This is a genomic window from Cedecea sp., from assembly GCF_036500665.1.
Lineage (GTDB): Bacteria > Pseudomonadota > Gammaproteobacteria > Enterobacterales > Enterobacteriaceae > Cedecea.
Map to the genome: position 1 here is coordinate 1 of NZ_DASYBS010000069.1, position 8,558 is coordinate 8,558.

Here is an 8,558-nt window from a genome sequence, read left to right on the forward strand (position 1 = left end):
CCGCTTTAGCGGCGATGAGCTCGCCGGGCGCCGGGGCTGTTCGGGGGATGGCGTTATCCCCCGGACACGTTCACCGTACTCTGAACGTGCAGGGGAAATCGATCTGCAGGTGAACGGAACCTTAGCCAATCCGACATAAACAGCAGAGTCTTGCAATTAAAATCCGACAAGGCCTATCCCCACCTTTAAATCACACAAATGATAATTATTTGCATTTAATTATAGCAGCAGCTATGTTTTATAGCATTTGCTATAAACGATGAATCTATAATCACTCGTGAGGGAAGACGATGCCCGGGAAACTGAAGTTAACGCAGAGTATTGTGGCTGCTGCCGCCGCACTGGCAATGCTGTTTAGCGCCGCACAGGCACAGGCAAAATTTAAGGCGGTAACCACCTTTACCATCATCGCCGATATGGCGCAGAACGTGGCCGGGGACGCCGCCGACGTAGAGTCCATCACCAGGCCGGGGGCTGAAATTCATGAATACCAGCCCACGCCGGGAGACATTCGCCGGGCGCAGGGCGCGCAGCTAATTTTGACCAACGGGCTGAACCTCGAACTCTGGTTCGCGAAGTTTTATCAGCATCTGAAAGGCGTCCCTGAAGTCGTTGTCACCACCGGCATTCAGCCCACGGGCATCACCGAAGGCCCTTATAACGGCAAACCTAACCCTCACGCATGGATGTCACCGCAAAATGCGCTGATCTACGTCGATAACATCCGGGATGCATTCGTCAAATACGATCCGGACAATACCGCGGCCTATACCCGCAACGCCGAAGCCTACAAGCAGAAAATTCAGCAGACCATCGAGCCCCTGCGCAACGAGCTGGCAAAAATTCCGGCGGATAAGCGCTGGCTGGTCACCAGCGAAGGCGCGTTCTCCTATCTCGCCAACGACTTTGGCCTGAAGGAGCTCTATCTGTGGCCGATCAACGCCGATCAGCAGGGAACGCCGCAGCAGGTGCGCAAAGTGATCGACAGCATTCGTAAATACCATATACCGACGATCTTCAGCGAAAGTACCATTTCCGACAAGCCCGCTCGCCAGGCGGCACGTGAGTCCGGCGCGCATTACGGCGGCGTGCTGTATGTCGACTCCCTGAGCGCGGCAAACGGCCCGGTCCCGACCTACCTTGACCTGCTTCGCGTCACCACCAGCACTGTCGTTAACGGCATCAATGAAGGGCTGAAAAAATGAGCCGTCGTGCCGGAATCGTCGTTCAGAACGCCAGCGTCACCTGGCGCAATGGCCATACCGCGCTGCGGGCGGCCAGCTTTGAAATCCCGACCGGCACCATAGCGGCGCTGGTTGGGGTCAACGGTTCAGGGAAGTCCACGCTGTTTAAAGCGATCATGGGCTTTGTGCACCTTGCCAGCGGCAACATTTCGATTCTGGATATGCCCACGCGCAAGGCGCTACGCAACAACCTGGTGGCCTATGTCCCGCAGTCCGAGGACGTGGACTGGACGTTCCCGGTGCTGGTTGAAGATGTGGTGATGATGGGCCGCTTCGGCCACATGGGCATGCTGCGCATTCCCGGTAAGGCAGACAAGCTGGCGGTTGAAAACGCCCTCGCCCGCGTCGGGATGAGCGAGTTCCGCAAGCGCCAAATAGGCGAGCTGTCCGGCGGGCAGAAAAAACGCGTGTTCCTCGCCCGTGCGATAGCCCAGGACGGCCAGGTGATCCTGCTGGACGAGCCGTTCACCGGCGTGGACGTGAAAACGGAAGAGCAGATCATCAGCCTGCTGCGCGAACTGCGCGATGAAGGCCGCACCATGCTGGTGTCGACCCATAACCTCGGCGCCGTTACCGATTATTGCGACTACACCGTGCTGGTGAAAGGCACCGTGCTGGCCTGCGGCCCTACCGACGTCACCTTTACCCAGGCAAACCTGGAGCTGGCCTTCAGCGGCGTGCTGCGCCACGTCACCTTAACCGGGAAAGAAACCAGCGTGCTCACCGACGACGAAAGGCCGTTTATCCACGGCGCAGCGTTAAAAGGGGAGCCGTAATGTCCGTCCTGCTTGAACCGTTTAGCTATGGTTATATGTTCAACGCCATCTGGGTTTCGGCGCTGGTCGGCGGCGTATGCGCCTTTCTCTCCTGCTACCTGATGCTAAAAGGCTGGTCGCTTATCGGTGACGCCCTTTCCCACTCTATCGTCCCAGGCGTTGCCGGCGCTTATATGCTCGGCCTGCCGTTTTCCATCGGCGCATTTTTCTCCGGCGGCCTCGCCGCAGGCACCATGCTGTTTTTAAACCAGCGCACGCGCCTGCGTGAAGACACCATTATTGGCCTTATCTTTTCGTCATTCTTTGGCCTCGGGCTGTTTATGGTGTCGCTCAACCCGACGTCGGTGAACATTCAGACCATCGTGCTCGGCAATATTCTCGCCATCGCCCCGTCGGATATCGTGCAGCTGGCAATTATCGGTTTTGTCTCGCTGGCGATCCTGCTGCTGAAGTGGAAAGACCTGATGGTGACCTTCTTCGACGAAAACCATGCCCGCTCCATCGGCCTTAACCCGCTGTGGCTCAAAGGATTATTCTTCACCCTGCTTTCTGCGACCACCGTGGCGGCGCTGCAAACCGTCGGCGCATTTCTGGTGATTTGCATGGTGGTGACGCCGGGCGCGACGGCATATCTGCTGACCGACCGCTTTCCTAAGCTGCTGATTATTTCCGTCACGTTAGGCACGTTTACCAGCGCATTCGGCACCTGGATAAGCTACTTCCTCGACGGCGCCACCGGCGGGATTATCGTGGTACTGCAAACGCTTATCTTCCTGCTGGCCTTCGTGTTTGCGCCCAAACACGGCCTGCTGGCTAACCGTCGGCGCGCGCGCCTGAGCCTGGAGCAAACGCCATGAGCCTGTTAGAGACGCTGCTTTCCCCCTTCCAGTTTGGCTTTATGATCAACGCCCTGACCATGACCACGCTGGTCGCCATCCCCTGCGCGCTGCTTTCCTGCTTCCTGGTGCTAAAAGGCTGGGCGCTGATGGGCGATGCCATGAGTCACGCGGTGTTCCCCGGCGTGGTGATCGCCTGGATGGTGGGCCTGCCGCTGGGCCTCGGCGCGTTCGTGGCCGGGCTGTTTTGTGCCTTTGCCACCGGTTACCTGCAGGACAACAGCCGCATCAAGCGCGATACGGTGATGGGCATCGTCTTCTCCGGCATGTTCGGCGTGGGCCTGGTGCTTTACGTCTACCTGAAACCAGATATCCATCTCGACCACATTCTGTTTGGCGACATGTTGGGCGTAAGCTACAGCGATATTCTGCAAACGGGCGCTATCGTGCTGCTAACGGTGATTATAGTGGGGCTAAAATGGCGGGATTTGCTGCTGCATGCCTTCGATCCTATTCAGGCGCAGGTTTCCGGCCTGAACGTTAAGCTGCTGAACTACAGCCTGCTCTGCCTGGTCTCGCTGACCATCGTCGCGGCGCTAAAGGCGGTGGGGATTATCCTCGCGATTTCCCTGCTTATCGCGCCAGGCGCTATCGCTTCGCTGCTGACGCGCACCTTTAAAGGCATGATGCTGGTCGCGCTTGGGCAGGCTATCGTGACGTCCTTCCTCGGCGTCTATCTCTCATTCTTTATCGACAGCGCGCCCGCGCCGACTATCGTCGTGCTCTCGGCCCTGGTATTTATCGCCGCGTTTATTCGAGCCACAATCGGGCAGCGGCGAATGGAAGCGATAAGCGAGCCATCCTGAACCAGCGTGAAGCGACCCAGGTAACGATTTTATGGTACAAAGTACCTTCCGTTTTTTGCACAAGTACCAGGGTCGCGCCATGAGCTACACCATCGATATTATCTCCTGCATCACCGACCGCTTCGTTGAGCTGACCGCCACCGAAAAGCGCATCGCACAGTTTATTCTGGACGATGTGCAGGCCGCCGCCGCGCTGCCGATTTCGGAAATGGCGCGTCAGACGCAAACCAGCCAGGCCTCCATTACCCGCTTTGCCCGCGCCATCGGCTGCAAAGATGTGCGAGAACTCAAGGTCAAACTGGCCCAGTCGCTGGCGGTGGGCCAACGATTTATTCTTGATGTGCCGGACCTGGAGGGCGTGCAGGGCATCTACGAAACCATCATCAACGTGCTGGATATCAACCGCCGTGCGCTAAACCCGGAATCGCTGAACAAGGCCGTGACCTGGTTGAGCAATGCGCGGCAAATCCTGGCGCTGGGCATGGGCGGCGGGTCGACGATTTGCGCACAGGAGCTGCAGTTTCGCCTGTTTCGCCTCGGCCTGCCGGTGGTGAGCCAAAGCGACGGTCTTCTGGCTAGAATGATGGCGGCCTCGGTGGCCTCTAACGATGTTGTTGTGGCCCTGTCGTTGGGAGGCTATACGCCAGAAGTAGTGGAAAGCGCGGCTATTGCGCGCCAGTACGGCGCAAAAATCGTCGCCATTACCCCGCAGGGTACGCCGCTGGCGGAGCAGGCAGACATCGTGCTGCCGCTGATTATTCGTGAGAACGACTACATTTTTAAGCCGAGCACCTCGCGCTACGCGATGCTGGCGATGATTGACGTGCTGGCCACCGAACTGGCGATGGCCAACAAAAGCCAGGCGAAGGACCGGCTACGCCGCATCAAGCTGGCGCTGGACAGCCATCGCGGCGGGGCAGACAGGCAGCCGCTCGGCGATTAGCCCCGGTCGGCACGGTAGCAGGTCACGTCCACTTCCACTTTACAGTCCACCACCAGGTCAGCCACGCAGCACACGCGGGCCGGCGGATGGTCGCCGAAGAAGTCGCGGAACACTTTATTGAAGGACTGAAAATAGCGGGCGTCGGTCAGGTACACCTTCACGTGAACCACGTCCGCCAGGGTGTAACCCGCTTCCGTCATAATATCCACACAGTTTTGAATCGCCAGCCGCGACTGGTCGACAATTCCCCCTTCCACCACTTCGCCGTCCTTCATCGGCGTTTGGCCGGATACATACAGCCACCCGGCCGCTTCGACAGCTTTTGCAAACGGCAGCGGCTGCCCGCCGGTGCCGGTACTGCCGCCAACGCCATAACGTTTAATGCTCATCATTGCTCCTTGTTGATCTGTTTACCCTCACCCTAACCCTCTCCCAGGAAGGGAGAGGGGACGAAGGTACATATTCCCTCTCACCAGATTTTATCTCGTTTTTCCCCCTCTCCTCGCTGGGGAGAGGGCCGGGGTGAGGGGAAAGTTATATTCACTTCTGCCGACGCAGGAACCGCCCCGCCCGGCCAATCACTTTCTGCTCGAGCCCGTAGCTCATCACCCCGTTCACCATCACCGCTTCAATGCCGGCGGCGGGCTGTTTCGGGTTACTGAAGCTCGCCACATCCCGCACCGTCGCCGGGTCGAACAACACCAGATCGGCATAATAGCCGCGCTTCACCAGGCCACGTTCGGGCAGTTGGAACCGCGCCGCCGACATCCCCGTCATCTTATGCACCGCCTGCGTCAGCGGGAAAAGCTTTTCGTCGCGGCTGTAGTGCCCCAGCACGCGTGGGAACGCCCCCCACAGGCGAGGATGCGGCATCGGGTCGTTCGGCAGCCCGTCTGACCCTACCATCGTTGCCGGGTAGCGCAGCACGCGCCGCACGTCCTGCTCGTCCAGGTTGTAATAAATCGCGCCTGCGGGCATCAGTAATTTTCCCGCTTCGTGAAGTGACATCGACCAGCCCTCGGCAATTTGCTTCAGCGACTGCCCGGCGACCTCCGGATGCGGCTCGGACCAGGTGATGACGATCTCGAACTCATCGGTGATCTGCTTCATATCCAGCGTCGAAGAGCTGGCGGAATAAGGGTAACAGTCGCAGGAAACGTCCTGCTGCTCGCGCACCTTATCGAACAGCTTCAGCGTTTCGACCGTGCGCCCCCAGTTCTTCGCCCCGGCGCATTTGTGGTGCGAGACCACCACCGGCACGTTTCCGTGGCGGCCAATGCGAAACGCTTCATCCAACGCGTCGAGAATCGGCTCAAACTCAGAGCGCAAATGCGTGGTGTAAATCCCCTTCTCCGCCGCCAGTTCCTCCGCCAGCGCCATCACCTCTTCGGTGGTGGACTGGAACGCGCTGGCATAGGCAAGCCCGGTGCTCAATCCCAGCGCGCCCTGCTGCAGAGCCAGCTTAAGCTGCTCGCGCATGGCGAGGATCTCTTCCTGCGTCGCCGGGCGGAACAGGTCATCCATCTGGTTATTACGCAGCGCGGTATGGCCGACAAGCGTGCCGACGTTAATGGCCGGCCGCGCCTGCTCCACGGCATGCGCATACGCCTCAACGGTGGGATAGACAAACTGGTGCGCCTCACCCAACAGGTTCATCGGGTCAGGCACCTGCGAGTTAATCGTTGCCCCCGCCGCGCTGATGCCGCAGTTGCCGACGATAACCGTGGTGACGCCCTGGCTAATTTTCGGCAGATATTCGGGAAAACGGATCACGTTGATGTCGTCATGCGTGTGAACATCAATAAACCCCGGCGCTAATACGCGCCCGCGGCCGTCGATTTCATGCGTGGCCTCAGCGGTGATCCTGGGTGCAATGTCGGCAATACGCTCGCCCTGCACCGCCACATCAGCCAGATATTCCGCACCACCTGAGCCATCCATCACGGTGACATTCCTGAAGAGATAATCGAACTTCATCTGCGCCTCACGCCCGTCATAATCTGCGTGCAAGTTAACCATTTACAAGCCATAAAAACAGTGAAAAACTAAACAAAACCCTTGCAAATCAATGATACTTTTATTCATTAAATAGCATGAATGCAAATAAACAATATAAATAACATCAAGTTAAAAATGATACTTAATCTGAAAGATAGAATAACCCCGGAGATAATACGTTATGAAATACCAGGAGATTAACCTCGTCCCTCATAAGTCCGCCCCCATGCATTCCTCTGCCAATGTCCTCAATGAAGAGGTCTGTCTGCCCGCCGCCCTGATCAAAAAATCAGCCCTGAAAAACAACATCCGATGGATGCAGGACTATGCCAACGCGCGCGGCGTTTCGCTGGCGCCGCATGGGAAAACGACCATGACGCCGTGGATCTTCCAACAGCAGCAAAAAGCGGGGGCATGGGCCATCGGCGTAGGCAGCGCATGGCAGGCCAGCATCGCGATGTCCGCCGGCATCAACCGCGTGCTGATGGTTAATCAGCTGGTGGGCAAAGCGAACATGGCGTTGGTGTCGAAGCTGAAGAACAAACACGCTTCTGTCGACTACATCTGCTGCGTAGACAGCGAGGCGAACGCCCGCGCCCTGTCAGACTTCTTTAGCCAGCAGGGCCAAACCCTCGACGTGCTGATTGAGCTGGGCGTGCCCGGCGGTCGCTGTGGCTGTCGCAGCACGGAACAGGCACTGGCGCTGGCAAAACATGTGGCTGAGTTACCCGGCCTGCGTTTACGCGGCCTGGAGCTGTACGAAGGCGTGCTGCACGGCGAAAATCCACAGCCAAAAATAGAAGCACTGCTGCAAGACGCGGCGGCATTAGCCTGCCGGATGGAGCGCTATGTCGACGGCGAATTTCTGTTAACCGGCGCAGGCTCGGTCTGGTATGACGTAGTGTGCAATATCTGGCTCGCCGCAGAAAAACCGGCCAACTGCCGCATTGCGATCCGGCCCGGCTGCTACATCACCCACGACGGCGGTATCTATCAGGAAGCTCAGGAGCAGCTGATCGCGCGCGATCGGATCGCCTGCGATCTTGGCGGCGATCTGGTTTCCGCGCTGGAGCTGGTAGCCATGGTGCAATCGGTCCCGGAAAGCGACCGGGCAATCGTGAATTTTGGCAAGCGAGACAGCGCGTTTGATGCAGGCCTGCCGCAGCCGATAGCACACTACCGCCAGGGCAAGCCGCTGGCATCGCCGTCCGAAACCCTCGAAACCACCGGAATTATGGATCAACACGCGATGCTGAAACTCAAGCCGGGCGCGGATGTGCAGGTCGGCGATATTCTGATGTTCAGCACCTCGCATCCGTGCCTGACGTTTGATAAGTGGAAAGCGCTGCTGCTGGTGGACGACGAATACAACGTGTTGGATGAGTTAGAGACGGCGTTCTAGGTTGCCCTTTTTCATGATTATGTTGGACCGGATAATATTCCGTTCACCTCCAGCCCTGTTATATGTGTAGCCACCGCACCGGTGAACGTCTCGGGAGAATCACCGTCATTCCCCCGAGACCCCGGACTCCCGGCCAAATAAACCAACCGCTAAAGCGGTAAACCTCCGTTTTATCTCCCAGTCCTGGGTCGGCTGAGATGCGTTCCCGACGCTCTCAGCCTCCGGCCGTTCCCGACGGCCGGACCCTGGCCAGTCGGAGAGAAAACCGAGGCGATTTAAGCCGGAACCAAGCCTTGCTTTTTACCCGCAGCCACACATAACGTCACAGTCGCTTCAAATCTCACAGCCACGTCCTTGTTCCCGGCTCTCATCGCCCCCGGTTATGACCCAACTCAGGCGGGGTTGAGCTGCCGGGAGCAGCGAAAGAGAGCGATCGTCGGGAACGAATCGCGAACGACCCCGAATGTTTGGGTGATGGCCGGTGGGTTTACCG

8 protein-coding genes are annotated in these 8,558 nt (G+C 58.2%); 6 read left to right on the forward strand and 2 right to left on the reverse strand.

Annotated features, from left to right (window positions below; translation table 11 throughout):
- Window positions 1-347: 347 nt before the first annotated feature.
- The 5 genes from VGM55_RS11870 to VGM55_RS11890 all read left to right on the forward strand — a co-directional run bounded on the left by VGM55_RS11870 (window position 348) and on the right by VGM55_RS11890 (window position 4,665).
- Window positions 348-1,205: a metal ABC transporter substrate-binding protein gene (locus VGM55_RS11870; protein ID WP_331635568.1), complete on the forward strand. Its 858-nt coding sequence runs from the start codon at window positions 348-350 to the stop codon at window positions 1,203-1,205.
- On the forward strand, window positions 1,202-2,020 hold the full coding sequence (locus VGM55_RS11875; RefSeq protein ID WP_154188504.1) for a manganese/iron ABC transporter ATP-binding protein: 819 nt from the start codon (window positions 1,202-1,204) through the stop codon (window positions 2,018-2,020). The genes VGM55_RS11870 and VGM55_RS11875 overlap by 4 nt, the downstream gene beginning before the upstream one ends.
- Complete coding sequence (sitC, locus tag VGM55_RS11880) at window positions 2,020-2,877, forward strand: iron/manganese ABC transporter permease subunit SitC (RefSeq protein ID WP_154188505.1); 858 nt, start codon at window positions 2,020-2,022, stop codon at window positions 2,875-2,877. The genes VGM55_RS11875 and sitC overlap by 1 nt, the downstream gene beginning before the upstream one ends.
- A complete protein-coding gene (locus tag VGM55_RS11885; RefSeq protein ID WP_331635567.1) occupies window positions 2,874-3,722 on the forward strand; it encodes a metal ABC transporter permease in 849 nt (282 codons plus the stop codon). The genes sitC and VGM55_RS11885 overlap by 4 nt, the downstream gene beginning before the upstream one ends.
- Before the next feature lie 79 nt (window positions 3,723-3,801).
- Window positions 3,802-4,665: a MurR/RpiR family transcriptional regulator gene (locus VGM55_RS11890; RefSeq protein WP_038476478.1), complete on the forward strand. Its 864-nt coding sequence runs from the start codon at window positions 3,802-3,804 to the stop codon at window positions 4,663-4,665.
- On the opposite strand, the gene VGM55_RS11895 is transcribed toward VGM55_RS11890, so the two are convergent.
- Together VGM55_RS11895 and VGM55_RS11900 are read right to left on the reverse strand one after the other, a co-directional pair.
- Window positions 4,662-5,054: a RidA family protein gene (locus VGM55_RS11895; RefSeq protein WP_154188598.1), complete on the reverse strand. Its 393-nt coding sequence runs from the start codon at window positions 5,052-5,054 to the stop codon at window positions 4,662-4,664. The two genes, VGM55_RS11890 and VGM55_RS11895, sit on opposite strands and share 4 nt — an antisense overlap.
- Before the next feature lie 151 nt (window positions 5,055-5,205).
- Window positions 5,206-6,642 (reverse strand): D-aminoacylase, encoded by a 1,437-nt coding sequence (locus VGM55_RS11900; RefSeq protein ID WP_331635570.1) that lies wholly within the window; start codon window positions 6,640-6,642, stop codon window positions 5,206-5,208.
- 202 nt (window positions 6,643-6,844) lie between these two features.
- On the opposite strand from VGM55_RS11900, the gene VGM55_RS11905 reads away from it, so the two are divergent.
- Window positions 6,845-8,065, forward strand: coding sequence for an amino acid deaminase (locus VGM55_RS11905; RefSeq protein WP_154188507.1), 1,221 nt, complete (start codon window positions 6,845-6,847; stop codon window positions 8,063-8,065).
- Window positions 8,066-8,558 lie beyond the last annotated feature (493 nt).